The sequence below is a fragment of the Paraburkholderia sediminicola genome (assembly GCF_046027355.1).
Classification (GTDB): domain Bacteria; phylum Pseudomonadota; class Gammaproteobacteria; order Burkholderiales; family Burkholderiaceae; genus Paraburkholderia; species Paraburkholderia sediminicola_B.
In genome coordinates, this window is record NZ_JAQQEK010000129.1 from 1 (window position 1) to 742 (window position 742).

1 protein-coding gene is annotated in these 742 nt (G+C 62.4%); it reads left to right on the forward strand.

Annotated features, from left to right (window positions below; translation table 11 throughout):
• On the forward strand, window positions 1-741 hold a 741-nt coding region (locus PQR42_RS45585; protein ID WP_408496115.1), incomplete at its 5' end, for a substrate binding domain-containing protein.
• Window position 742 lies beyond the last annotated feature (1 nt).

The window sequence follows — 742 nt, forward strand, 5'->3', positions numbered from 1 at the left end:
CTCACCGAAGCGGGACAGCAGTATCTGGAAACCTGTGCCCGCCTCCTCCCCGATCTCGAAGAAGCGGAAGCGATGATTGCATCCCAGCGCGTGGAGGCGAGCGGACTGCTGCGGCTGAATTCGCCACTTTCGTTTGGCGTTCGCTACATCGCGCCGTTGATTCCTGGCTTCAGAAACAAGCATCCCGGGGTCACCATCGACCTCGGGCTGAACGATCGCGTCGTCGATCTCATGGAAGAAGGCTGGGATCTGACGATCCGCGTCGGGCGTCTGAAGGACAGCCGCCTCGTCTCACGCAGGCTCGCGGAGAGCGCGATGATTGTCTGCGCGGCTCCGGGCTACTGGGAGCGGCATGGGCGCCCGAAACGCTGGTCCGAACTGGGCGGCCACAATTGCCTGAGCGTCACGTTCTCCAACATCTCGCGGCCCGACGAATGGCGGTTCGGCAAGGATGGGGACAAGCATGTGGCCGTCAAGGGAACCATGCGGGCCAATAACGGCGATGCACTTGTTGCAGCAGCCGTTGCCGGTCTCGGCGTTCTATACGAGCCCGAGTTCATCGTCGCCGATGCAATCCGGCAAGGCGCACTGGAGCAGATTACGCTCGAAGTCCGCACTGCGGACCTTGGCGGCATACACCTGGTTCGCGCGCCGGATCGGGCTCCCCCGGCGAAGGTGCGGGTCATGACTGATTTCCTTCTCGACGCATTCAATCCACATCCGCCGTGGGCCATTCGATAAG